The following is a 22,083-nucleotide window of genomic DNA, read 5'->3' as shown; positions in this document are numbered from 1 at the left end:
GAGAACGGGAAATCAGGAGGCGGGGGCGGCTTCGGGCCGCCCCAGCGCGCGCGAGGCCACGGACAGGGCCTGTTTCTTCTGGGCGATGAGTATCAGCGGACGGCCTTCGTGCGAGCGCACGACTTTCCAGTAGGTGTTGGCCCACCAGCCTTCGCCGTCGGGGATGCGCTGGAACTGCTCGAAGGACAGCACGGTGACGATGCCGCCTTTCTCGAAAAAAGTGGTCAGGTGGTAGGCGCGTTCGCGGTCGATGTCGCAGGGTCGCATCAACTGGATGTAGCCGGGCAGTGCCTGCTGCGGCGGCAGGTCCAGGTGGCGCGCCATGTCGGTGGCGGAAATGAAGCTGCCGCGCAGCGTGCGCTCGTAGTATTCATGCTCGATGGCGGAGCGCACCAGGTCGGGCGGGCGCATGGCGAAGACGGCGCCCGCCGCGGAGCAGCCGACCAGCAGGGTGGCCAGCATGCCGCGCAGGCCGCGCCGCGCGTGCCAGGGGGTATGGCGCAGCAGGTGCGGCGGCGGATCGCCCGGCTCGAACGCCAGGGCCAGTTCGGCGCGGGCGCGCAGGTCGAATTCCGTATCTTGGAGGCTGTCGTCGCAATTCATGGAGTCTGTTTTCGCAGCGGAATGACACTGGCCGCCGTTTCCGGCGCGGCAGGGCGCGGAGGAGCCTGCAGGGCGGCCTTCAGGGCATCGCGGGCGCGTGCCAGGCGCGACAGCACGGTGCCGGGCGCGATGTCCAGCGCTTCGGCCATCAAGGCGGTGGGCATGTCGTCGAAGTAATAGAGCACCAGGACTTCGCGGTGGATGGGGGCGATGCGGGACAGGGCCTTGACCACGTCCAGTTGTTCGTCCAGCGCATGCGCGCGGGGATCGGCTTCTTCCTCGACCTGGCCGTCCCCCTGGGGCGCCGCCTGGGCCGGATCGAGATTGCGGTACGCATGGCGCCGCATGATCTGGAACAGCCAGGCGCGTGCCATGGCGGGATCGCGCAACTGGTCGCGAAAGCGCCAGGCGCTGGTGAAGCAGTCCTGCACCACGTCCTCGGCGATCGCCCGGGAGCCGGTCAGGGCCCAGGCGCTGCGCAGCAGGAAGCGGTAGTGTTCGCGCACCCATTGGTTGTAGCGCGACTCGGCGGAAGAGATCATGTTGTAGAAGAGCGCATTGAGCGGGGTTTCATTCCATCCAATGAAGAAATAAGGGTATTCCCTGGTTCGACTGTCACGGCCCCGGCACCACCATGCGGGCGCCTTTCCAGGTGCCATCGGCCACCAGCATTTCGCACTGCGACCGCAGCATCCGCAGGAACTGCCACAGTCCGGGCGTCATCGACCGGTTGTTCGCGTAGGCGATCACGAGCCGGCGGGACAGGTCGGGCTTGCGGATGGGCAGCGCCGCGAGCCGGCCGCCTTCCACCTCGTCATGTACGCCGGAGAACGGCAGCACCGTGCAGGCGAGGTCCGTCATCGGCATCTGCTTGGTCAGCGTCAGCGAGGTATCGAATTCGTGGCGCACGTCCAGGCGCACCCGGTGCACCGCGGCCTGGTCTTCCAGCAGCTCGCGCAGGCCGTGCGGGCGGCTGGGAAGGGACAGGGGAAAATCCCCCAGCTGCGAAAAGCTGACGGATTTCTTGTTGCGGGCGCGCGCGGGCGTCATGACCAGGCACAGTTCTTCGTCCATCAGCGGGTCGGCATGCAGGCCGGCGATCGGGATCATCGTGTAGAGCAGCGCGAAATCGAGGTGCCCCCGATGCAGGGAGTCGACCAGGGCCCGGTGGAAGCCCTCGACGACGTGCATGCGCAGCGTCGGCAGCGTGGTCCGCACGGTGTCCAGCAGCCGGGGGCCCAGGATGTTGGCGACCGAGGGCGGCAGGCCCATGGTGACCTGGCGCAGGCCGGCGTCGTCGACTTCCGCCATCGCCAGCCGGCGTCCGTTCAAGAGCTGTTCGAAGCCCGGCAGCACGGCCTCATACAGGCGCCGCCCCGCCGCCGTCAGCGTCACGCCCCGGCCCACGCGTTCGAACAGGCGGGCGTGCATCTCGCGTTCCAGCTTCAGGACGTGGCGGCTGAACGTCGGCTGGCTGACGCCGGCGCCCAGGGCGCCGCGCGACAGCGATCCCGCCTGCGCGGCCAGCACGAAGAAGTGCAGCGAGGTGAAGTCGGCATTCTGGAGTTCCCCGAATTTCACGGTCGATGCTTCCTATTTGATTTTGAATAGTAAGTATACGAACTTGTATTCATGGACGGGGTACGGGCCAGTAGAGTGGAGCCACAACACAAAGCACAGGAGACATGCCATGGCTTTCATCCGGGTACTCGTCATGCTTGGCGTATTGGCCGTGCTCAACCCTCCCGCGCAGGCCCAGGACTACCCGGACCGGGCCCTGCGCCTGATCGTTCCTTTCTCGGCCGGCGGTGTCACCGACCTGGTGGCGCGCATCTATGCCAGCGAGCTGGCCAAGGGGCTGGGGCAGGCGGTGGTGGTGGAGAACAAGACGGGCGCGGCTGGCGCGGTGGCGATGGATGCGGTCAAGCAGGCGGCGCCGGACGGCTACACCCTGATGCTGGCGACCATAGGCACCCAGGCCATCAATCCCGCGCTGCTGCCGAACCTGCGCTATGCGCCGGGCGACCTGGACTACGTGACCATGCTGATCACCGTGCCGCAGTTGCTGGTCGTGAACGCGAAATCGCCGATACGCACGGTGGCCGAACTCGTGGACCACGCGAAGAAGAATCCGGGCAAGTTGTCCTACGGCTCGTCGGGCATCGGTTCGGCGCCGCATCTGGCGGTCGAGATCTTCGCCTCGCGGGCCGGGTTCCGGGCCGTGCACGTGCCCTATCGGGGCAGCTCGCAGTCGATCACCGACCTGATCGCCGGGCAGCTCGATTTCATGATCGATCCCGTGACGACCACCCTGCCGTACATCCAGTCCGGCAAGCTGCGGGCCCTGGCCGTGTCGACGCCCCAGCGTCTGCCCGCGCTGCCGGACCTGCCGACCATCGCGGAATCCGGATACGCCGACTACGACGTGGGCGTGTGGAACACCATCGCGGTGCTCAAGGGCACGCCGCGTTCCGTCGTCAAGCGCCTGGCCGCCGAATCGGCCCGCATCCTGGTCGCCGAGCCGGTGCGCAGGCGGCTGCTGGACGTGGGCGCGGTGCCGGTCCCGGCGTCGCCGGACGAGAGCCGCGCGTTCGTGGAGCGGGAACAGGCCAAGTACCTGCAGATCGTCCGCGATGCCAACCTGAAGGTGGAATAGGCATGGATCTCGGTCTTCAAGGACGCCGCGCCGTCGTATGCGCGGCCAGCAGCGGCCTCGGGCTGGCCTGTGCGGAGGCGCTGGCCGGCGAGGGCGTGGAGGTGGCCATCGTCGGAAGGGACCAGGCCCGGCTGGACGCCGCGGCGCGGCACATCGCCGGCACCGGCGCCAAGGCGGCGGTGGCGACCGTCGTCGCCGATCTGTCGGATCCACGGGTGTGCGGCGAGCTGCCGCGCCGCACCGGCGTTCCGGACATCCTCGTCATCAATGGCGGCGGGCCGCCCGTACGGCATGACGCGACCGGCATCGACGGCGCGCTATGGGAATCGGCGATGAACGGCCTCTTCCACGGTCCCAGGGCATTGATCGGCGCCTGCGTGGACGAGATGCGCGCGCGGGGCTTCGGCCGCATCGTCAACATCTCTTCCGCCGCGGTGCTGAGCCCACGCTCCGGGTTCGCGCTGTCGGTGTCGCCGCGCGCGGCGCTCATTGCCTTCTGCGATCTGCTGGCGCGCGAGGTCGCGCCGCACGGCGTGACGGTGAACCATCTGCTACCGCACAGCATCGAGACGCAAAGGCTGAGCGACAACCTGGCGGCGGAGGCCGCCAACCTGGGAGTCGGCGCCGACGAACTGCGCGCGCGCCGCGTGGCGTCGATACCCGTGCGGCGATCCGGCCGTCCGCAGGAGCTTGGCGCCTATTGCGCGTTCCTGTGCGGCACGCAGGCAGGCTATGTGACGGGGCGCAGGCACGTCATCGACGGTGGGACCTATATCTGATGGAGAGGATGCAATGAACGAATCCGCGGCGGCATCGCCGAGCGGCGGCGAGCTGCTGGTGCGTTGCCTGATCGGGCAGCAGGTGGACCTTGCCTTCTGCGTGCCCGGCGAAAGCTATCTGGATGCCCTGGACGCGCTGTTCGCGCAGCGCGAGCGGCTGCGCCTGGTCGTATGCCGCCACGAGGCGGGGGCCGCCAACATGGCCGAGGCCTACGGCAAGCTGACCGGCAAGCCGGGCGTGTGTTTCGTCACGCGCGGACCCGGCGCCACGCATGCCAGCATCGCCGTGCATACGGCGCACGAGGACGAGACGCCGCTGGTGTTGTTCGTCGGACAGGTCGCGCGGGGACACATGGGGCGCGGCGCGTTCCAGGAGGTCGATTACCGCGCCATGTTCGGCGGCATGGCGAAATGGGTGGCCCAGGTGGACGACCCGGCCCGGCTGCCCGAAATCGTCGCTCGCGCCTTCCAGGTCGCGGCCGGCGGCCGGCCCGGGCCGGTCGTGCTGGCGCTGCCCGAAGACGTGCTGGAAGCGCGCGCCCCCGCTTGCGTCGCGCCGGCGCGCGCGTGGTCCCGGCTAGGCATCGAACCGACGGCGGCCGCGCTGGCCGGCGTGTACGGCGAACTGGCGCGCGCCCGCAAGCCGCTGTTGATCGTCGGCGGCGGTGGATGGAGCGCGCAGGCCTCGGAAGCCCTGGCCGATTTCGCGCGCGCGCTGCGACTGCCCGTCGTGGCCGAATTCCGCTGCCAGGACTACCTGGACAACCGCCACGACAGCTATGCCGGCGACCTGGGGCTGTCGACCAATCCGGCGCTGGCGGCCCGCGTGCGCGACAGCGACCTGTTGCTGGTACTGGGCGGGCGGTTGTCGGAAGCGCTGACCGGCGGCTATCGGCTGGTGGACGTACCCCGGCCGAAGCAGCGGATGATCCACGTACATGCCGACGTCGACGAACTGGGCCACGTCTACCAGGCCGACGTTCTCGTACCCGCGACGCCGGAGGCCTTTCTGCGCGCGGCGCTGGCCGCCCGCCCGCCGTCGCTTGGGGATGTTGCGCCGTGGCAGGACTGGACCCGCGAGGCCAGGTCCGATTATCTGCGCTTCCTCGCGCCCACGCGCGAGGGCGGCTCGTTGGACATGGCCCAGGTGGTGGCGGCGCTGGACCAGGAACTCGCGCCGGATGCCATCGTGACCAACGGCGCCGGCAACTACACGACGTGGCTGCACCGGCACTACCGGTACAAGCACTTCCGCGGCCAGCTCGCGCCGCTGAACGGCGCCATGGGCTACGGCCTGCCCGCGGCCATCGCCGCCAAGATCCACGAGCCGGGGCGTCAGGTGGTGTGCCTGGCGGGCGACGGCTGCTTCCTGATGAATGTGCAGGAACTGGAGACGGCCGTTCGCTACAACGCCGCCATCGTCATCGTGGTCGTGGCCAACGGCTCGTACGGCACCATCCGCGCCCACCAGGAGCGCCGCTTTCCCGGGCGAGTCTACGCGACCGACATCGGCAATCCGGACTTCGTGGCGCTGGCCCGCTCATTCGGCCTGTCCGCCGAACGGGTCCAGCGCCATGAAGATTTCGCGCCTGCGCTGCGGCGCGCGCTGGAAGCCGGCGTACCGAGCCTGATCGAACTGCCCACGGACATCGAGCACCTCAGCGCCCAGAGCCGGCTGTCGGCCGTCCGCGACCGCGCGCTCGCCGCCGAGCGGCAGCATGTTTCCCAACCCTGGATCCCGAGAACGCCATCATGATTCCCAACCCCCTCGTCAAGAAACTCGCCGCCTCGCAGACCGTGCTGGGCGTCGCGGTGCGCCAGGCCCGCACCGTGGACATCGCGCGCATCATGAAGACCGCGGGCTACGATTTCCTGTTCATCGACACCGAACACACGCCGGTGCCGGCGGACGTCGTGAGCCAGATCTGCCAGGCCGCCCTGGGTTCGGGCATCGCGCCCATCGTGCGCACGCCCAACCTGGAACGCGTCCACGCCATCCATGCGCTGGACAGCGGCGCGCAAGGGCTGGTCTTTCCGCACGTGGAAAACGCCGACGAGGCGCGGCACATCGTCGACATCTGCCGCTATGCGCCGGTGGGCCACCGCTCCATGGCCTACGGCCTGCCCCATGTGGAGTTCGCCAGCCACGATCCCCGCGAGCTGATGGATTTCGTGAACCGCGAAACGCTGATCGCCGTCATGCTGGAGACGCCCCAGGCCATCGAGCGATGCGAGGAAATCGCCGCCGTGCCGGGCATAGACATTCTTCACGTGGGCACCCAGGACCTGTCCGCCGAGATGGGCATTCCGGGCGAAGTGGGCGCACCGGCCGTCGCCCAGGCCATCGCGCGGGTGTCGCGCGCCTGCGCGGCGCACGGCAAGGTGCTGGGCGTGGGCGGATGCTATGAGCCGGAGTTCATCCGGCGCTACGTCACCCGGGAGCAGGCCCGCTTCTTCGTGGTCGGCAGCGATCTCGGCTACCTGCTGGGCGCCGCCCGCGCGCAGGCCGGCAAGGTGCGCGCGTCGCTGGAACTTCAGGGTTGAACGGCCATGGCCGAGGAGAAGAACGTCATGCACGACATCCATGAACGGCTCCGGTCCGCCGGCGCCAGCACCGTGTGCGCGGTGCTGGACATGCTGGGCGTGGCCGGCACCATCACCGGGCTGCCCGCCATCCGTCCCGGCGCCTCGTTCGCGGGTCCGGCCTTCACCGTACAGGCCTCGACGGGGCCGCTCGGGACCTATGACCCGGGCGATTTCGACATCGCGCGGTATGCCGACCACGCCGGCGCCGGGCAGGTGATCGCGATCGACGCGGGCGGCGCGCGCGTCTCGGTCGCGGGCGGCATTGCCGCGCTGGCCAGCGCGCGGCGCGGCGTGGCCGCCTGGGTGGTCGACGGCGGCATGCGCGACGTGGACGAGCTGGGAGAAGCCGGCATTCCCATCCATGTCCGCCATGGCGTGGCCGTTACCGGCCGCACCCGCGTCCGCATCGAACGGGTCAACGGCCCCATCGTCATCGACGGCGTTGCCGTCGAGCCCAAGGACGTGCTCGTCGGCGATGCGAGCGGGATCGCCTGCGTGCCGGCGCAGCGGCTCGATCGGGTCGCTGCCATGGCCGGCTGGGTCGCCGGCAGGGACCGGATCGCCGGCCGGCTGGTCCGGGAAGGACTATCGTTTTCCCGCGCTTTCAAGGAAGCGACCGCGGAGTACGCGGCCCTGCACGGGCCGCTGGAAAACTGAGCCTGCTCAAACTTTTCACCCACCGAAAACTTCCAAAACTCGCCTTGCTGGCGAATGACGCCGGGGTGCATTCTTCATCGAAAAAAGCGGAGCCCGCTTCCCGCGGGCTTCTCGACATGCTGGACACAGCACATGGAGACAACGATGAAGCCCTACGCATCCCCCCGCGCATGCGCCACACTGGCGGCGCTGATACTTGCCCTGCAGGGGGCCGCCGCCCAGGCGGACGGCCCCTGGCCCAACAAGCCCGTCCGCGTCATCATGCCATTCGCCGCCGGTGGCAGTTCCGACCTGGTCGGACGGCAGGTGGCGCAAAGCCTGAGCGCGCACTACGGCCAGCAGTTCGTGGCCGAGAACCGCGCGGGCGCCGGCGGCAACATCGGCGTCGATGCGGTGGCGAAGTCGGCACCCGACGGCTACACCCTGGGCATCGGCACCTCCGGCCCGCTGGCCAACAACAAGTCGCTCTACCACCCCATGCCCTTCGACGCCGAGAAGGACCTGACGCCGATCGCGCTGGTCGGTGAAATTCCGGTCGTGATCGCGGTCAATCCGGCGGTGAAGGCGAACACGCTGGCCGAGTTCGTCGCCCTGAGCAAGTCGTCCGCCAACGCGGTGACGGTTTCCAATCCGGGCAACGGCACCATCGGTCACCTTGCCACCGAGTACCTGAGCATCCACACTGGGGCGAAGCTCCAGCCGGTGCCGTACAAAGGCGATTCGCCGGCGATGGTGGATGCGATGAGCGGCTCGGTGTCGGCGGTCGTGGCGCCGGTCACGTCGCTGATTCCCAATATCCAGGCCAACAAGCTCAGGGCGCTGGCGGTGATGTCCAAGACGCGGTTCCCGGGCCTGCCCGACGTGCCCACGGCCAACGAGCAGGGCGTCAAGCTGGAAGCCACGGTATGGAGCGCCATGGTGGGGCCCGCCGGCCTGCCCAAGTCCGTCGTCTCGTCGCTGAATGCCGAGATCAACAAGTACACGGCGTCGCCGGAAGGCAAGGCCAAGCTGAACTCGCTGGGCATGGTGCCGCTGTCGGGCACGCCCGAGCAGTTGCGCGAACTGATGAGGAATGAGGCGACGAAGTGGCAGGAAGTTGTCAAGTCCGCGCGGATCTCGATCGAATGACCATGGACGCATTGAAGTTCTATATCGATGGCGCCTGGGTGGATCCGCTGGCGCCGAAAAGCCTGGAGGTCGTCAACCCGGCCACCGAGGAAAGCTTCGCGCGCGTCAGCCTGGGCTCGCCGCAGGACGTGGACCGCGCCGTGCGGGCCGCCCGGCGGGCGTTCCCGGCCTACGCCGCGACGAGCGTGCAGGCGCGCCTGGGTTGGCTGGAGAGGATCGTCGCGGGTTTTCGCGCGCGGCTGCCGGAGCTGGCGCGGGCGATGACGCGGGAGATGGGGGCGCCCATCACGTTCTCCACCGAACGCCAGGCCACCGTCGCGCTGTTCCACTTCGAGGAGGCGCTGCGCGTGCTGGCCGACTACCCGTTCGAGGAACGCATGGGTAGCGGCATCGTGCGGCGCGAGCCCATCGGTGTCTGTGGGCTGATCACGCCGTGGAACTGGCCGCTGAATCAGGTCGCGTCCAAGGTGGCGCCGGCGCTGGCGACCGGCTGCACCGTCGTGCTCAAGCCCAGCGAGATCGCGCCGCTCAGTTCGCTGCTGTTTGCCCAGGTCGTGCACGAGGCCGGGCTACCGCCCGGCGTCTTCAACCTGGTCAACGGCGACGGGCCGACCGTGGGCGAGGCGATCGCCGGCCATCCCGAGGTCGACATGGTGTCGTTCACCGGCTCCACGGGCGCGGGGGTGAAGGTGGCCAAGCTGGCGGCCGATACCGTCAAGCGCGTGGCGCAGGAACTGGGCGGCAAGTCCGCCAACATCATCCTGCCCGATGCCGACCTCCGGGCCGCGGTGATCGCGGGCGTGCACGCGTGCAACACGAATGCCGGCCAGAACTGCCAGTCGCCCACCCGCATGCTGATTCCGCGAAACCGGCGGGACGAGGCATTCGCGGCGGCGCGCGAGGCGGTGGCAGCGATACGCCTGGGCGATCCGATGGACCCGGCCTGTACGATGGGGCCGCTGGTCAGCCAGGCGCAGTTCGACAAGGTCCAGCAGTTGATCCGCTCGGGCATGGACGACGGCGCCACGCTGGTGGCGGGCGGCACAGGCCGGCCGCCCGGCCTCGAACGCGGCTACTACGTGCTGCCCACGGTGTTCGGCGACGTCACGCCCGACATGCGGATCGCGCGCGAGGAGGTCTTCGGCCCGGTGCTGTCCATCATGAGCTACGACACCGAGGACGAGGCCATCGCCATCGCCAACGACACGCCCTTCGGGCTGGCCGGTTTCGTGCAGTCGCCCGACCTGGAGCGGGCGCGGCGCGTGGCCAATGCGATCCGCGCCGGCCGCGTCTACCTGAACGGCGCGCCGTTCGACCGCAGCCTGCCTTTCGGCGGCTACAAGCAGTCCGGCAACGGACGCGAATTCGGTGTCTTCGGATTCGAGGAATATCTTGAAGTGAAAGCCATACTCGGCTACGGAAACTGACTCATGACGACTGTTGCAACGCCTGCCTCCCCGTCCGCCGCGAACGGCGGGGAGGCCCGCTGTTTCGAGGATTTCCAGGTTGGGGAACGCTGGACCAGCGAACCCACGGTGATCACCGAGGAAGAGATCATCGCCTTCGCCCGCGCCAACGATCCGCAACCCATGCACCTGGACCCGGAAGCCGCGCGGGCCGGCCCCTTCGGCACGCTGATCGCCAGCGGCTGGCAGATCGCCGCGCTGTCGATGCGCGTCTTCCTGCAGGCGGGGGGCTATGGCAAGACGCCCATGGTGGGCATGGGCCTGGACGAGTTGCGGTGGACCAAGCCCGTGAAGGCCGGCGACACGCTGGTGGTCGAGCGCGAGGTGATCGAGACCGTGCGGTCGAAGTCCCGTCCGGGCATGGGCATGATCCGCACGCGCGTCACCGTGCGCAACCAGGATGGCGATGCCGTGATGTCGCTGGTGTCGCTGGGCAGGGTGCCGGCGCGAGCGCAGGTCTGACAGTTTTTTCATCGTAGGGCCGTCCCAAGATGAAAAAAGCCCCCTTGGGGGGCAGCGCCGCCGCGAAGCGGCAAGCGTGGGGGTATTTTTCAAGGGAGTCGTCATGGTGGTTCTCGACCGTCCCGCCGATCTGGAGGCGTGGATAGGCAAGGAAATAGGGGTCAGCGAATGGCTGGCCATCGATCAGTCGCGCATCGACGATTTCGCCCGGATCTCGGGCGACGATCATTGGCTGCACGTGGACGTGGAGCGCGCGCGGCGCGAGATGCCGGATGGCAAGACCATCGCGCACGGCTTCATGACCCTGTCCCTCATTCCCTATCTGGTTCGCTCGGTCTATGCGATCACGCACCGGGGCCGCGGGTTGAACTACGGCACCAACAAGATCCGCTTCGTCAATCCGGTCCAGGTCGGCGACCGCATACGCCTGCGCCAGCGCATCAAGGCGGTCGAGCGCGGCCAGGGCGGGGGCCAGGAAGGCGCTACCCGCGTGGTGTCGGACTGCACCATCGAAATCGAAGGCAAGGAGCGTCCGGCGCTGGTCGCCGAGTTCCTGATGCTGGTCTATGACGAGTGACGCCGCCATGACCCGGAACGTTCAAGACATCCTGGCGCGGCAGGCGCAGCAGCCCTTCGTCGATTTTCCTTCCCTGATCGCCCGGCATGCGGGCGAACGGCCCGACGCGCCTGCCTTCGTGTGCGGCGACGATGCGCTCGACTGGGGCGGACTGGCCCGGCAGGCGGACTGCGTCGCCGCCGCGTGCGCCGCCATGGGCGTGGGGGCCGACGGCAAGGTCGCCTTGCTGGCCTCGCCCGGTCTGCGCGCGATCCAGGCTTTCTTCGGCGTGGTGCGGGCCGGCGCCTGCGTGGTGCCGCTGGCCACGTCGGCGACCGCGGCGACCCTGATGGGCATGCTGGGCGATTCGGATGCCACGGTGCTGGTGGCCGACGCCGACGCCCGCGAGACCCTGAAGACCGTCGAGGCCGAATTGATGGCCGCGTTTTCCCAACGCCTGGTCGCCCTGGATTTCCAGGCGCCGGGCTGGCTGGGCTGGGACGACTGGCTGGCCGGGGGCGGCCGGCCTCCTGCCGTCGACCTCCGGGCGGACCAGGCCTTCAATTTGATCTACAGTTCGGGCACCACCGGCAAGCCCAAGGGCATCCTGCATCACCATGGCATGCGGTCGCGGCAGGCCAACCGCCGCAGCTTCGGGCTGGGGCCGGACAGTGTGATGCTGTTGTCGACGCCGCTGTATTCGAACACCACGCTGCAGCCCATGCTGGCCACGGTGGCCAACGGCGGGCTGACGGTGCTGATGCGCAAGTTCGACGCCGCCGAATACCTGCGGCTGTGCGCAGCGCATCGGGTCAGCCACACCATGCTGGTGCCCGTGCAGTACCAGCGCCTGCTCGCCCACGATGATTTCGCGCGTACCGACCTGTCGTCCTTCGTGCTCAAGCAATGCACCGGCGCGCCGCTCGACGCCCGGCTCAAGTCGCAGATCCTGGCGCAATGGCCGGGCGGGCTGCGCGAGATCTACGGCATGACCGAGGGCGGATGCAGTTGCGTGCTGGATGCCCACGAGTTCCCGGACAAGCTCGGCACGGTCGGCCGTCCGGCGCCGGACCACGACATGCGCATCGTCGACGACGACGGGCGGGTGCTGGCGCAGGGGGAGGTCGGCGAGATCGTCGGCTGGTCGCCGTACATGATGGCCGGCTACTACAAGCAGCCGCAGGCCACCGAGGCCTTCTACTGGCGCGACGAATCGGGTATCGCCTTCCATCGCAGCGGCGACATCGGCCGTTTCGACCAGGAAGGTTTCCTGATCCTGCTCGACCGCAAGAAGGACTTGATCATCTCCGGCGGATTCAACATCTATGCGACCGACCTGGAGTCGGTGACCGCGGCCCATCCCGAGGTAGCCGACGTGGCCGTCATCGGCATTCCCAGCGAGCAATGGGGCGAGACGCCGCTGGCCCTGGTGGTGCTCGAGCCGGGCAGCGCGCTGGATCCGGAGGCGCTGCGCGCGTGGGTAAACGCCCAGGTCGGACGCACGCAGCGGCTGGCCGCCGTGGAGTATCGAAGCGAGCTGCCACGTTCCGCGCTGGGCAAGCTGCTCAAGCGCGAACTGCGCCAGCCTTACTGGACATGAAAGGGGAAAGCATGGAACAAGTCTGCCTGGTGACCGGCGCGACCGGCCGCAACGGCGCGGGGTCGGCCACCATCAAGTTCTTCGCCAGGCAGGGCTGGCGAGTGGTCGTCAACTACTCGCGCGACGAGGCGGCGGCGCAGGAGGTAGCGGCCGAGTGCCGCGCGCTGGGCGCGGCCGACGTGCTCGTGGCCCGCGCCGACGTGACCAGCGACGACGCCTGCCGCGCCATGGCGCGCGACATCGAGCAGCGCTGGGGGCGACTGGACGCGCTGGTCAACAACGCGGCCGTGACCACCTTCAACGACCACAAGAACCTGGACGGCCTGTCGTTCGACGACTTCCAGCGCGTCTTCGCGGTCAACGTCTCGGGAGTCTATGTCGTCACGCGGGCAATGGCCGCGCTGCTGCGGCGGACCGGCAATGCCTCGGTCGTCAACATGTCCTCGGTCGGCGGACTGCGGGGCACGGGTTCGAGCATGGCCTACGCCGCGTCCAAGAGCGCGTTGAACGCCATGACATTCTCGTTCGCGCGCGTGCTGGCGCCCGAGGTCCGCGTCAACGCGCTGCTGCCCGGTTTCATCGAAGGCGACTGGCTGATCAACGGCATGGGGCGCGAGCGCTACGAGGCCGTGCGCGCCGCGCTGATCGCCAAGAACCCGCTCAAGTCGGTGCAGACACCGGACGAGATCGCCGAGGCGGTGTGGTGGCTGGTGCATGGCCCGGCCGCGCTGACCGGGGAACTGATGCAATTGGATGCCGGGGGCAGATTGGTGGTGTAGCTGCGGCAGGCTCAGTCGAGCTTGCGGGCGAATCCGCGCTGCACCGCGGGCCGCTCCATCAAGGCCGCATACCAGCGTGCCACGTTGGGGTAGGCCGCCAGGTCGACCTGATGGCGCTCGTGCCGCCAGGCCCAGCCCAGGATGGCGAAGTCGGCGATGGACAATTCGCCGGCCACGTAGTCGGTCGAGGCCAGGCGGGCGTCCAGCACGCCGTAGAGCCGGTGCGTTTCCACGCTGAACCGCTGCAGGCCGTAGCGGCGGTCGGTCTCGTCGGCCACCGCGCGGAAGTGATGGACCTGCCCCGGGATGGGGCCGAAGCCGCCCATCTGCCACATCAGCCATTCCATGACCGCGGTCTGCGCGCGCAGGTCGGCCGGCAGGAATTTGCCGGTCTTGCGCGCCAGGTAGAACAGGATGGCGCCGGACTCGAACACGCTGATCGGCTGGCCGCCGGGCCCGTCCGGATCGACGATGGCGGGGATCTTGTTGTTGGGGCTGATGCGCAGGAAGGACGCCTCGAACTGCTGCCCGTTGCGGATGTCGACGGGCACCACCTCGTAGGGCAGTTCCATTTCTTCCAGGGCCACGCTGATCTTGCGGCCGTTGGGCGTGTTCCAGGCGTGGAGCTCGATGGTCATGGGCGCGGATACCGGTTGGTGGAGGTCGGAGCCATTATCCTCCACCGGCGTCCGGCGCTCTGTCGTGTCCCGGGCCTAGGACGAGAACGCCGCGCCGGCATCGGCCAGCGTCTCGCCGAGCTTCGCCGCTTCCGCGTTCATCATGCCCACCACTTCCTCGCGCCTGTCCCCCCGCAGCCGGTGGTTCAGCGCGACGATGCTGATGGCCGCGTAGTGGCTGCCCAATAGCGTCGGCACGACCACGCCCAGGCCCGTCACCTCGGGCAGGATGTCGCCGTCGTTCAGCGCGTAGCCCAACTGGCAGGCGCGTTCGACCATGTGGTCGAGCACGGTCTCGGATAATTTTCCGTAGCGGTTCAGCCGGTGCCGGTTCCTGCGCATCACGTCGTCGCGCTCGGCCGCCGGCATGGCGGCCAGCAGGGCCAGGCCGCCGGCCGTGCTGCCCAGCGGGCGACGCTCGCCCACCATCTGGGTCAGGGCCTTGACCGGGTAGCTGCCTTCCGCGCGTTCGATCACCACGCTGTCGGTGCCGCTGCGGGTGGTCAGGAACACGGTGTCGCCAGTGTCGCGCGCCAGCCGGTTCAGCACCGGGCCGCACAGTTCGCGCAGGTTGAAGTGGCAGTTCGCCGCCAGCCCCAGCTCGTAGGCCAGCATCCCCAGGAAGTATTCGCGCCGGGTTCCCCGCTGCATCAGCAGTCCCTGTTCGACCAGGCAGGCCAGGATGCGATGGGCCGTGGGGGACTTGAGCCCGGTCTCGCGCGCTACCTCGGCCAGCGTGATGCCCGCCGTGTTGCGCGCGGCCACCTTCTTCAGGACCAGGATGGTCCGTTCTATGCTTTGCGTGCCCGTAGGGTTAGCTTGACTTTCCATATTATGGACTCGTATTGACAGCGATGTTCTGAAGAAAACACACTGGATCAACGCGAAAGGCGTAATAAATCCACATTTTATTCCATATTGTGGATTTAAGGGTTTTCTTCAACCGATCACTACAGCCTGCTATCCAGGGAGACAGGAAGATGGCGCAGCAACTGAATCAGGCGCACTACGACGTCGTCGTGCTGGGCGGAGGCGCCGCCGGCGTCGCGGCCGCCGCGGCAGCGGCCAGGAACGGCCGCAGGACGCTCATCATCGAGGTCAACCCCATCCTGGGCGGGGAACTGCTCAGCGGCATGTCGCTGGACGGCGTGCTGAACGCGCGCGGCGAATATGTGGTGGGCGGTATCTCCGACGAATTGTTCGACGAATGCCGGCGCATGAACGGCTTCATCGGCCCGGTGCACGACCATCGCCTGATCTGCTACGTGTGCGTCGATCCGGAGATCATGAAGATCGCCGTGATGCGCGTGCTCGACCGCCATGGCGTGACCGCCTGGGTCAATTCGTTCGCCGAGGACGTCGTGGTCCGGGATGGCGTGGTCACCGGCCTGGTGGTGGTCAACAAGAGCGGCCGCACGCTGGTGACGGCGGATCATTTCCTGGACTGCTCGGGCGATGGCGACCTGGCGGCCCGCGCCGGCGCGCCGTTCGAGATGAGCGACGACAGCGGCGACCTGCAGCCGGTGTCGCTCATGTTCCGCGTGGGCAACGTGGACAGCGCGACGCTGCTGCGCTTCGCGCGCGAGAATCCCGCGTCGATGGCGGTGGGCGAAAGCGACTACATCCGCGGCGACAAGACCGACGAGCAGTTGCTGGACCTGCTGGTCGAGCAGGGCCAACCCTCGGTGTTCTTCAAGAGCGAAGGCCCTTTCCTGGGCGATGCGATCCGCCGGGGCGACCTGGCGCCCACCGCGCTGATCATGATCCAGCCGACCTCCGCCGCCCGCAAGGAAGTCTGCGTCAACGCCACCCGGGTGGGGGGCAATATCGACGGGACCGACACGGCGGCGGTCAGCGCCACGGTGGGCACGCTGATGGAGCAGGTCTGGCAGACCTATGAGTTCGTCAAGGCCCACCTGCCCGGCTTCGAGCACTCGGTGTTCGCCGGACTGGCCCCGCGCGTGGGCGTGCGCGAGACGCGCCGCATCATGGGCGACTACCTGCTGACCAAGGAAGACGTGGTGTCGGGCCGCAAGCAGCCGGACTCGGCCGTCGCCAAGGGCGCGCAGCACGTCGACATCCACCAGTCCGGCACGACCCAGATACGCATTCCCATCGCCAATGGCGGTTCGTATGACATCCCGTTCGGCTGCCTGTTGCCCAAGGGGCTGAAGAACGTCATGGTCGCGGGCCGCTGCCTGTCGGCCACGCGCGAGGGCATGGGCACGGCGCGTACCATGGGCCCCTGCATGGCCATGGGGCAGGCCGTGGGCACCGCGGCGGCGATGTGCGCCGAGCGCGGCGATGCCGACGTACGCGCCCTGCCGGTGAAAGAGCTGCAGGCCCGGCTGCGGGCGCAAGGGGGCGTGATCGACGGCGTGTATTGAGCGCCGCACCGTCCGGCGCCACCCTCCGGGAACAAGCGATGGGGTGCCGGGCGTCTTGCCGACAACGAGGAAGGAGACCAACCATGCATCGTTATCTTGCCAAGTTTTCCCTGGCCCTGTCGCTGGGCTGCGCGGTTTTCGCGGCCTGGGCGGGGGCCTATCCGGACCGGCCGCTGAAGATGATCGTGCCGTTCGCCGCCGGCGCGTCCAGCGACATGCTGGCGCGCACCGTGGCCGACGGGCTGGCCACGCGCCTGGGCCAGCCCGTGGTGGTCGAGAACCGGGCCGGCGCGGGCGGCAACATCGGCGCCGACCTCGTCGCCAAGGCCGCGCCGGACGGCTACTCGCTGGTCATCGGATCCATCGGCACCCATGCGACCAACAGCCTGATCTATGGCTCCATGCCATACGACACCGTGAAGGACTTCACGCCGATCACCCTGGTCGCCGCGGTGTCGCTGGTGCTGGTCGTGCATCCCTCGGTACCCGCGCGCGACGTCAAGGAACTCATCGCCTACCTGAAGGAGCGGCCGGGCAAGGTCAGCTATGCGTCCGGCGGCGTAGGCGCTTCCCAGCACCTGGCCGGCGAACTGTTCAAGCATCTTGCCAAGGTCGACATGGTGCACGTGCCCTACAAAGGCAGCGCGGGGTCGATTCCCGACCTGATCAGCGGCCGGGTCCCGGTCATGTTCGCCGACCTGCCGCTGGTGCTGTCCTACATCCAGAACGGTTCGCTGCGCGCCCTGGCGGTGGGCGACCGCGAGCGCAGCCCGGTGCTGCCGTCGGTGCCCACGCTGGCCGAATCGGGCGTGCCCGATTACCAGGCCAATGCCTGGTATGGCTTGTTCGCCCCCGCGGGCACGTCGCCGGACATCGCCAGCCGCCTGCAGCGCGAAGTCGCCGCCATTCTGGAACAACCCGACGTGCGCAAGCGCCTGGTCGCGCAGGGCGCCAATCCCAGCGGTATGGCGCCCGACGCGTTCAAGACGTTCCAGCGCAAGGAGATCGATCGCTGGAAGACGGTGGTGCATGCGGCGAACATCAAGATGGATTGATATCTAGGGTAAACCCTAGGTATGAGGTAGAATAGTCCTTTATCGCGCTTGCGCCTGGCCGCAGGCGTCGACGCGCTGAACGCTCCGCCGCGCAGGCGGAGCCGTCCTTTCCGCGGTTCCCCCATCGCCTCCGCCGGTACGGTATCCGCCGTTCCGGCGCGCACGCGTTGTTCCGGCAGACCCGGCACGGCGCGCGGTTTTTTTCAGGATGCCCATGATTGACGAAGACGATCGCCGTCCGCCTGCGCCTGCCCGGCCGCGCGGGACGACGCGCGCCACCGCGGCGCGGTACCTGCTGACCCCGGCCCAGCTGGAAGAGAGCCTGGCCATGACCGCGCCGCCGTCCGTGCGCAACGCCGTGGTGGCGGGGTTGCAGGCGACCCTGGCCGTGGTCGCGGCGCTGGCGTGCTTTCACTATTCGCCCTGGCCGCAACTGGTGGGCTTTGGCGCGTTGGGCGCGCTGGCCTCGCTGTTCGGCCGCTATGCCTCGCGCGCCCGCCGCCGCCGCATGGTCTTCCTGAGCGCCTTCCTGCTGGTCGCGGCCACCTTCGTGACGTCGGTGGCGGCCCACGCCGGGGCCTCGCCCACGATGATGGTGCTGGTCCTGGCGCTGGTGGCGGGGGCGTCCACGGTCGCGGTGTCGAGCTGGAGCCTGGGCGGCCCGGGCGCCGTCATCATCGTGTTCGCGGCGGGCGCGGCGCTGGGCGGGGCCGGGTCCTGGGAAGCGGTGTTCGCGCACGCCGCCGCCACGGCGGCGGGCGGCGCGCTGGCCTGGATCGTATGCGTGCTGACCGACCGTCTCAGGCACGAAGAGCCCGCGACGGGCGCATTCCCCAGCGATCCTCCCCGCCCCATGCGGCACCGGCTGATCGCCGCCGGCCGCATCGCCGTGGGCGCCGCCGTGGCCGCGCTGGTCGCGCACGCGGCCGGCTGGCAGCATCCGTCGTGGGCCGCCATAGGCGCGACCGCCGTCATGCAGGGCGGGCATCTGCACATCACGATGAGCCGCGCACTGCAACGGATGGCCGGCACCGTGGCGGGCGCCTGCCTGGTGGGCGCTATCCTGGCTCAGTCGCCCTCGTTCTGGGTCGTGGTGGGCCTGATCGCGGTCTTTCAGTTCGTGACCGAGATCATCATCGGCTACAACTATGCGCTTGGACAGATCACCGTGACACCCATGGCTCTCCTGATGACGCATCTGGCGGCGCCCGCCATGGCCGGCAACATGGCGCTCGAGCGCGTATTCGACACCATCGTCGGCGCGGCGGCGGGCATCGTCCTGGCGGTGCTGTTCTCCAGCCTGGACGACCGGGCCTACCTGGCGCGCCACCGAGGGGCGGCGGCGCGCGGCTGATCAAGGCCGCGCCCGCCAGGGCCCACGCCCGAAATGCTTTATCATCGGGCGGCTCTCACGCGCAGGCTCCGGTCGCCGCGCGGACTCCTGCGGCGTGCCATGCTAGACCCCATCAGCGTCATCTTCGTCACGATTTTCTCCGCCATCATGAGCACGGCGGTGCTGGGGTCGCTGCTGCCTACCGCCATTCCCGGGGTCCGGCGCTGGTTCAACGCCAGCGTGATGGCCATGGTGGCGCTGGCGCTGTTCCTGCTCCAGAACGTCGGCCCGCGCTGGCTGACCATCCTCGTCTCCAACCTGTTGCTGGCCATGGCCATGCTGGTCATCCTGCAAGGGTGCCGGCAGTTCGTCGGGATGCAGCCCGTGCGCCGCGCGGAATACGCGGGCTGGGGGGCGCTCTTGGCCGCCATGGCCTACTGGACCTATGTGGTGCCGGACATCAACACCCGCATCGCGCTGGTGTCGGCGTTCTATACCTATGCCTACGTCGTGGTCGCCGTGACCGTGTTCATGGCGCGCCCGCTGTCCCGGCCGCACTACGCCTATTGGTTCGTCAGCATCGGCGCGTGCCTCGGGGCGGTCGGCCACGTGGGCCGGGGCCTGGCCTACGGCGTGGGATGGGTCCGGCAGACGGAGCTGCTGCAATCGACGCCCGTCAACATCGCCTTCCTGGCGCTGGGCGTGCTGGCGCTGCCCTGGCTGTCGATCGGCATGGTGCTGCTGGCTCATGACCGGCTGGCCCACCGGCTCGAGCGCCTGGCGAACCTGGATGAACTGACCGGCATCCTGGCGCGGCGCGCGTTCCTCGCGCAGGCCGACGCCGCCGCGCGCACCGCGTCGCGTTCCGGGCGGCCGCTGGTGTTCGCCATCATCGACATCGATCACTTCAAGAGCGTCAACGATACCCATGGGCACGCCACCGGCGACCGCGTGCTGGCCCATTTCGCCGGCGTGGTGGCCAGCAACCTGCGCGCCGGCGACGCGTTCGGCCGGCTGGGCGGCGAGGAGTTCGCCGTCCTTTGTCCGGACACGTCCATGCGGGACGCCGTCAAGCTGTTGAACCGGCTGCGCGCCAGGGTCGCGCAGGCCGAAAGCGCGCTGCCGGGGCGCAAGCTCAAGGTCACGTTCAGCGCGGGGGTCGACCAGTACCGCCGTGGCGAGGAACTGAGCAGCCTGATGGCGCGGGCGGATGCCGCGCTCTATACGGCCAAGGCGATGGGGCGGGACCGTGTCGTGACGGTGGCCGCGGACGAGGACCCGGTTTCCGCCGAGCGGTCGCCCCGCCTGGCGGAGTAGCGGCCGGCCGGGCGGCTCAGTCGGCGGGTGCGCCCGTCTGCCGCATCAGCCAGCCGCGAAACGCCTGCAAGGCCGGCAGCGTCACGTTCGCTGGCGGATAGACGAGATAGTACGAAGTCGGCGAGCGCACCACCGGCCCGAAGGGCGAGACCAGTCGGCCATCCTCCAGCTCCTCCTCCACCAGCAGGCGCGGCATCACGGCGGCCCCCAGGCCCGCCACGGCCGCCCGCAGCACCAGCGAGAACGATTCGAACTTCATTCCTCCGGTCGTGCCTTCGGCGGGCAGGCCGCTGGCGGCCAGCCAGTCGTGCCAGGCGTGCGGCCGGAACGTCATCTGCAGCATGGGCACGCGCGGCAGGTCGTCCGGCGTGCGCAGCGTGGCGGCCGCCATCTCCGGTGTACAGACCACGATCATGTGCTCGTCCATCAGCCAGTCCGAGCGGGCGCCGGGCCAGCGCGTGTTGCCCAGGTTGATGGCGGCGTCCAGGCTGTTGTTCTGGAAGTTGAACGGCAGCCGCGTGACCAGGGTGAGCGTGATGCGGGGATGCTCGCGCTGGAAGTGGGGCAGGCGCGGGATCAGCCATTGCGTGGCGACCGCGGGCACGACGCCCAGGCGCAGCACGCTGGAGGCGGGCTCGGTGGACACGGTTTCGATGATGGCCGATTCCAGCGCGTCTAGCGCCGGCGTCAGCCGCAGCAACAGGATCTCGCCAGCGGACGTCAGTTGCAGGCGCTTGCGCACGCGCTCGAACAGCCGTACGCCCAGGAAGTCCTCCAGTGACTGGATCTGGTGGCTGACGGCGCTCTGCGTCAGGCTGAGCGAGTCCGCCGCCTGCGTGAAACTCAGCGTGCGCGCCGACAGCTCGAACGCCTGGAGCATGACGGGCGAGGGGATCTTGCGGCGCATGTCATTAATCCTGCTAATGAATTCATGATGAGACGTCGCTTGTGGGCAGGCGGACGTCTCCGATAACTTAGTCCCGCGTTTTCGTGGTTGCGGCACCGGCATTGTGCAGGAAGTCTGCTTGCATGGGAGTGAGTCGATGAATCGTCGCGATGTACTGCGTCTGGGAATGGCAGCGGGCCTGGGGGCCGCGGGCAGAGCATGGGCGCAGGAGGAGTTTCCGAACCGCCTGATGAAGGTGGTCGTACCGTATCCGCCCGGGGGCATTACCGACCTGTTGGGGCGCGTGCTGGCGGACATCCTGGCCAAGGAGTTTCCCGCCAAGCCGGTAATCGTCGAGAACAAGGGCGGCGGCACCGGCACCGTGGCCCAGCAGTACATCCTGCAGCAGCCGCACGACGGCCACCTGCTGTTGTCCGGCGGCCTGGGCGGCCTGATCCTGCCGACCATCCTCAACCCCAGCCTGCCCATCAACCCGCAGGAGAACTTCGTTCCCGTGGCGCAACTGGCCGAGCTGATGAACGTACTGGTGGTGGGGCGCGACGTCGAGGCCCGCACGCTGCCGGAACTCGTCGCCTACGGCAAGACGCGCGTGGGCAAGCTCAACTACGGTTCCAACGGCGTCGGGACGCTGGCCCATTTCACCTCGGTGTTGTTCAACCAGCGCGCGGGCACGCATTTCGTCCATATCCCGTACCGCTCTAGCGGCGAGATCATCACCGGCCTGAAGAACGGGGACATCCAGGTGTCCTTCGCCAACCTGCCGTCGGTGGCGGCGCTGGTGCGTTCGGGCTCGCTGCGCGCGATCGCGGTGACGGGGGCCAGGCGCGCGCAGGCGCTGCCCGACGTGCCGACCCTGGTGGAACTGGGCATGGAGGACTTCGTCGCCACGGGATGGCTGGGCGGCTACGCGCCAGTGGGCACGCCGCAGGCCAACATCGACAAGTTGTCCGATGCCATCGTCAAGGGCGGCAGGCAGCCCGAGAACATCCAGCGGCTGCAAACGGCGGGCTTCGAAGTGACGGTGCGCGGCCACGCGGACTTCGCCGCCTGGAACCGCAGCGAATTCGTCAAATGGAATGAACTGGCCCGCCGGGAAAACATCCGGCCCGAGGCCTGACCGGGAATTTCAACGAGG

Annotated in this window: 22 protein-coding genes; 16 read left to right on the top strand and 6 right to left on the bottom strand. The window is 68.7% G+C overall.

What is annotated here, in order from left to right; genetic code table 11:
* Positions 1-12: 12 nt before the first annotated feature.
* The 3 genes from EV675_RS00635 to EV675_RS00625 all read right to left on the bottom strand — a co-directional run bounded on the left by EV675_RS00635 (position 13) and on the right by EV675_RS00625 (position 2,184).
* Positions 13-603, bottom strand: a complete 591-nt coding sequence (locus tag EV675_RS00635) for a hypothetical protein (protein ID WP_130355517.1) — start codon at positions 601-603, stop codon at positions 13-15.
* Positions 600-1,145, bottom strand: coding sequence for an RNA polymerase sigma factor (locus EV675_RS00630; RefSeq protein ID WP_130355516.1), 546 nt, complete (start codon positions 1,143-1,145; stop codon positions 600-602). Before EV675_RS00630 ends, EV675_RS00635 begins: the two co-directional genes overlap by 4 nt.
* Before the next feature lie 73 nt (positions 1,146-1,218).
* Positions 1,219-2,184, bottom strand: coding sequence for a LysR family transcriptional regulator (locus EV675_RS00625; protein WP_130355515.1), 966 nt, complete (start codon positions 2,182-2,184; stop codon positions 1,219-1,221).
* Between the two features lie 109 nt (positions 2,185-2,293).
* Between EV675_RS00625 and EV675_RS00620 the strand changes: the two genes are divergently transcribed.
* The 11 genes from EV675_RS00620 to EV675_RS00570 all read left to right on the top strand — a co-directional run bounded on the left by EV675_RS00620 (position 2,294) and on the right by EV675_RS00570 (position 13,272).
* Positions 2,294-3,259: a Bug family tripartite tricarboxylate transporter substrate binding protein gene (locus tag EV675_RS00620; protein WP_130355514.1), complete on the top strand. Its 966-nt coding sequence runs from the start codon at positions 2,294-2,296 to the stop codon at positions 3,257-3,259.
* Positions 3,260-3,261: 2 nt separating this feature from the next.
* Positions 3,262-4,038 carry an SDR family oxidoreductase gene (locus EV675_RS00615; protein WP_130355513.1) on the top strand — a complete coding sequence of 259 codons (777 nt, stop codon included), beginning with the start codon at positions 3,262-3,264 and terminating at the stop codon, positions 4,036-4,038.
* Positions 4,039-4,051: 13 nt separating this feature from the next.
* Positions 4,052-5,794 (top strand): thiamine pyrophosphate-binding protein, encoded by a 1,743-nt coding sequence (locus EV675_RS00610; protein ID WP_130355512.1) that lies wholly within the window; start codon positions 4,052-4,054, stop codon positions 5,792-5,794.
* Complete coding sequence (locus EV675_RS00605; RefSeq protein WP_130355511.1) at positions 5,791-6,582, top strand: HpcH/HpaI aldolase family protein; 792 nt, start codon at positions 5,791-5,793, stop codon at positions 6,580-6,582. The genes EV675_RS00610 and EV675_RS00605 overlap by 4 nt, the downstream gene beginning before the upstream one ends.
* A 27-nt stretch (positions 6,583-6,609) precedes the next feature.
* Positions 6,610-7,281 carry an RraA family protein gene (locus tag EV675_RS00600; protein ID WP_165404357.1) on the top strand — a complete coding sequence of 224 codons (672 nt, stop codon included), beginning with the start codon at positions 6,610-6,612 and terminating at the stop codon, positions 7,279-7,281.
* A 144-nt stretch (positions 7,282-7,425) separates the two neighbouring features.
* Positions 7,426-8,409: a Bug family tripartite tricarboxylate transporter substrate binding protein gene (locus EV675_RS00595; protein ID WP_165404356.1), complete on the top strand. Its 984-nt coding sequence runs from the start codon at positions 7,426-7,428 to the stop codon at positions 8,407-8,409.
* The gene (locus tag EV675_RS00590) at positions 8,406-9,836 is read left to right on the top strand and encodes an aldehyde dehydrogenase family protein (RefSeq protein ID WP_165404355.1); all 1,431 of its coding nucleotides are present in this window, start codon (positions 8,406-8,408) and stop codon (positions 9,834-9,836) included. Before EV675_RS00595 ends, EV675_RS00590 begins: the two co-directional genes overlap by 4 nt.
* Positions 9,837-9,839: 3 nt before the next feature.
* A complete protein-coding gene (locus EV675_RS00585) occupies positions 9,840-10,337 on the top strand; it encodes a MaoC family dehydratase (RefSeq protein WP_130355507.1) in 498 nt (165 codons plus the stop codon).
* Positions 10,338-10,440: 103 nt separating this feature from the next.
* Positions 10,441-10,914: a MaoC family dehydratase gene (locus tag EV675_RS00580; protein WP_130355506.1), complete on the top strand. Its 474-nt coding sequence runs from the start codon at positions 10,441-10,443 to the stop codon at positions 10,912-10,914.
* A 7-nt stretch (positions 10,915-10,921) separates the two neighbouring features.
* Complete coding sequence (locus EV675_RS00575) at positions 10,922-12,493, top strand: class I adenylate-forming enzyme family protein (RefSeq protein WP_130355505.1); 1,572 nt, start codon at positions 10,922-10,924, stop codon at positions 12,491-12,493.
* Between the two features lie 11 nt (positions 12,494-12,504).
* Positions 12,505-13,272 carry an SDR family NAD(P)-dependent oxidoreductase gene (locus tag EV675_RS00570; protein ID WP_130355504.1) on the top strand — a complete coding sequence of 256 codons (768 nt, stop codon included), beginning with the start codon at positions 12,505-12,507 and terminating at the stop codon, positions 13,270-13,272.
* An 11-nt stretch (positions 13,273-13,283) separates the two neighbouring features.
* Here EV675_RS00570 and EV675_RS00565 read toward each other — a convergent pair whose 3' ends face one another.
* Together EV675_RS00565 and EV675_RS00560 are read right to left on the bottom strand one after the other, a co-directional pair.
* On the bottom strand, positions 13,284-13,910 hold the full coding sequence (locus EV675_RS00565; protein ID WP_130355503.1) for a glutathione S-transferase family protein: 627 nt from the start codon (positions 13,908-13,910) through the stop codon (positions 13,284-13,286).
* Between the two features lie 75 nt (positions 13,911-13,985).
* Complete coding sequence (locus tag EV675_RS00560; RefSeq protein ID WP_130355502.1) at positions 13,986-14,780, bottom strand: IclR family transcriptional regulator; 795 nt, start codon at positions 14,778-14,780, stop codon at positions 13,986-13,988.
* A 149-nt stretch (positions 14,781-14,929) separates the two neighbouring features.
* On the opposite strand from EV675_RS00560, the gene EV675_RS00555 reads away from it, so the two are divergent.
* The 4 genes from EV675_RS00555 (at position 14,930) to EV675_RS00540 (ending at position 20,041) form a co-directional block, all read left to right on the top strand.
* The gene (locus EV675_RS00555) at positions 14,930-16,336 is read left to right on the top strand and encodes an FAD-dependent oxidoreductase (protein ID WP_130355501.1); all 1,407 of its coding nucleotides are present in this window, start codon (positions 14,930-14,932) and stop codon (positions 16,334-16,336) included.
* Between the two features lie 83 nt (positions 16,337-16,419).
* Complete coding sequence (locus tag EV675_RS00550; RefSeq protein ID WP_165404354.1) at positions 16,420-17,391, top strand: Bug family tripartite tricarboxylate transporter substrate binding protein; 972 nt, start codon at positions 16,420-16,422, stop codon at positions 17,389-17,391.
* A gap of 214 nt (positions 17,392-17,605) precedes the next feature.
* Positions 17,606-18,745: an FUSC family protein gene (locus tag EV675_RS00545; protein ID WP_130355499.1), complete on the top strand. Its 1,140-nt coding sequence runs from the start codon at positions 17,606-17,608 to the stop codon at positions 18,743-18,745.
* Between the two features lie 99 nt (positions 18,746-18,844).
* Positions 18,845-20,041, top strand: a complete 1,197-nt coding sequence (locus EV675_RS00540; RefSeq protein WP_130355498.1) for a GGDEF domain-containing protein — start codon at positions 18,845-18,847, stop codon at positions 20,039-20,041.
* Between the two features lie 16 nt (positions 20,042-20,057).
* Here the strand turns inward: EV675_RS00540 and EV675_RS00535 are convergent, their stop codons facing one another.
* Entirely contained in the window at positions 20,058-20,948 is an 891-nt protein-coding gene (locus EV675_RS00535; RefSeq protein WP_165404353.1) for a LysR substrate-binding domain-containing protein, read from the bottom strand.
* Between the two features lie 136 nt (positions 20,949-21,084).
* Between EV675_RS00535 and EV675_RS00530 the strand changes: the two genes are divergently transcribed.
* Positions 21,085-22,065: a Bug family tripartite tricarboxylate transporter substrate binding protein gene (locus EV675_RS00530; RefSeq protein WP_130355496.1), complete on the top strand. Its 981-nt coding sequence runs from the start codon at positions 21,085-21,087 to the stop codon at positions 22,063-22,065.
* Positions 22,066-22,083 lie beyond the last annotated feature (18 nt).

Source organism: Pigmentiphaga kullae (assembly GCF_004216695.1).
Lineage (GTDB): Bacteria > Pseudomonadota > Gammaproteobacteria > Burkholderiales > Burkholderiaceae_B > Pigmentiphaga > Pigmentiphaga kullae.
The sequence above is the reverse complement of the archived record's forward strand: the minus strand, read 5'-3'. Positions and strand labels throughout refer to the sequence as shown.

What these genes read in the sequence shown, in the direction of transcription:
- EV675_RS00635 (WP_130355517.1), bottom strand. Translation starts at nt 603, where the DNA reads ATGAATTGCGACGACAGCCTCCAAGATACGGAATTCGACCTGCGCGCC.
- EV675_RS00630 (WP_130355516.1), bottom strand. Translation starts at nt 1,145, where the DNA reads ATGATCTCTTCCGCCGAGTCGCGCTACAACCAATGGGTGCGCGAACAC.
- EV675_RS00620 (WP_130355514.1), top strand. Translation starts at nt 2,294, where the DNA reads ATGGCTTTCATCCGGGTACTCGTCATGCTTGGCGTATTGGCCGTGCTC.
- EV675_RS00615 (WP_130355513.1), top strand. Translation starts at nt 3,262, where the DNA reads ATGGATCTCGGTCTTCAAGGACGCCGCGCCGTCGTATGCGCGGCCAGC.
- EV675_RS00610 (WP_130355512.1), top strand. Translation starts at nt 4,052, where the DNA reads ATGAACGAATCCGCGGCGGCATCGCCGAGCGGCGGCGAGCTGCTGGTG.
- EV675_RS00605 (WP_130355511.1), top strand. Translation starts at nt 5,791, where the DNA reads ATGATTCCCAACCCCCTCGTCAAGAAACTCGCCGCCTCGCAGACCGTG.
- EV675_RS00600 (WP_165404357.1), top strand. Translation starts at nt 6,610, where the DNA reads ATGCACGACATCCATGAACGGCTCCGGTCCGCCGGCGCCAGCACCGTG.
- EV675_RS00595 (WP_165404356.1), top strand. Translation starts at nt 7,426, where the DNA reads ATGAAGCCCTACGCATCCCCCCGCGCATGCGCCACACTGGCGGCGCTG.
- EV675_RS00590 (WP_165404355.1), top strand. Translation starts at nt 8,406, where the DNA reads ATGACCATGGACGCATTGAAGTTCTATATCGATGGCGCCTGGGTGGAT.
- EV675_RS00585 (WP_130355507.1), top strand. Translation starts at nt 9,840, where the DNA reads ATGACGACTGTTGCAACGCCTGCCTCCCCGTCCGCCGCGAACGGCGGG.
- EV675_RS00580 (WP_130355506.1), top strand. Translation starts at nt 10,441, where the DNA reads ATGGTGGTTCTCGACCGTCCCGCCGATCTGGAGGCGTGGATAGGCAAG.
- EV675_RS00575 (WP_130355505.1), top strand. Translation starts at nt 10,922, where the DNA reads ATGACCCGGAACGTTCAAGACATCCTGGCGCGGCAGGCGCAGCAGCCC.
- EV675_RS00570 (WP_130355504.1), top strand. Translation starts at nt 12,505, where the DNA reads ATGGAACAAGTCTGCCTGGTGACCGGCGCGACCGGCCGCAACGGCGCG.
- EV675_RS00565 (WP_130355503.1), bottom strand. Translation starts at nt 13,910, where the DNA reads ATGACCATCGAGCTCCACGCCTGGAACACGCCCAACGGCCGCAAGATC.
- EV675_RS00560 (WP_130355502.1), bottom strand. Translation starts at nt 14,780, where the DNA reads ATGGAAAGTCAAGCTAACCCTACGGGCACGCAAAGCATAGAACGGACC.
- EV675_RS00555 (WP_130355501.1), top strand. Translation starts at nt 14,930, where the DNA reads ATGGCGCAGCAACTGAATCAGGCGCACTACGACGTCGTCGTGCTGGGC.
- EV675_RS00550 (WP_165404354.1), top strand. Translation starts at nt 16,420, where the DNA reads ATGCATCGTTATCTTGCCAAGTTTTCCCTGGCCCTGTCGCTGGGCTGC.
- EV675_RS00545 (WP_130355499.1), top strand. Translation starts at nt 17,606, where the DNA reads ATGATTGACGAAGACGATCGCCGTCCGCCTGCGCCTGCCCGGCCGCGC.
- EV675_RS00540 (WP_130355498.1), top strand. Translation starts at nt 18,845, where the DNA reads ATGCTAGACCCCATCAGCGTCATCTTCGTCACGATTTTCTCCGCCATC.
- EV675_RS00535 (WP_165404353.1), bottom strand. Translation starts at nt 20,948, where the DNA reads ATGCGCCGCAAGATCCCCTCGCCCGTCATGCTCCAGGCGTTCGAGCTG.
- EV675_RS00530 (WP_130355496.1), top strand. Translation starts at nt 21,085, where the DNA reads ATGAATCGTCGCGATGTACTGCGTCTGGGAATGGCAGCGGGCCTGGGG.